General features: G+C 63.3%; 1 pseudogene. It reads right to left on the reverse strand.

The window, feature by feature from the left end:
* Positions 1-532, reverse strand: a pseudogene (locus tag OQK_RS01455) (hypothetical protein); the annotation flags it as partial.

Genomic DNA, 532 nt, shown 5'->3' on the forward strand with positions numbered 1-532 from the left:
TTCGCCGCCGCCGCTGCGGTCAGGGCTTCGGCGCTGCCCAGATTGAGGGTGCGTCACGCCCAGGTTCAGGTGACGGGTGCCGTAACGCACCTGTTCGCCGAGCTGGAAGGTGCTGTCGGTCAGGGCCACGATGCTGCCGTTGGAGTACAGCCCGGTCTGGCCACCGCACACCCCACCGCTGCAGGCACCGATATTGATCCCCTGGCTGATCACACTGCCCACCTTGGGCGCACTGATCACGTTGAGCAGGCCATTGGACACCGCCAGCGTGTTGGCCACCTGGTAGATATAGCCGTCACGGGCATCGTAGCTGGCATTACCGCGCCCCAGGGTGTTGATCGAAGCCCCCTGCTCCACGATGATCGAGCCGGTGTTACTCACCAGGAACACTTCCGGTGCCGCAAGGGTTGCGCCATTTCGCAAGATCACGTTGCTATCGGCGCGATTGACCCCGTTCGCCAGGTAAATGAAGTTCCCGGACTGGCCGTACTCCACAACCGTCATTCCACCCACCACCAACCGCGAAGCCCCC

The sequence above is a fragment of the Pseudomonas sp. R62 genome (assembly GCF_000257605.1).
In the GTDB taxonomy this organism is placed as follows: domain Bacteria; phylum Pseudomonadota; class Gammaproteobacteria; order Pseudomonadales; family Pseudomonadaceae; genus Aquipseudomonas; species Aquipseudomonas atacamensis.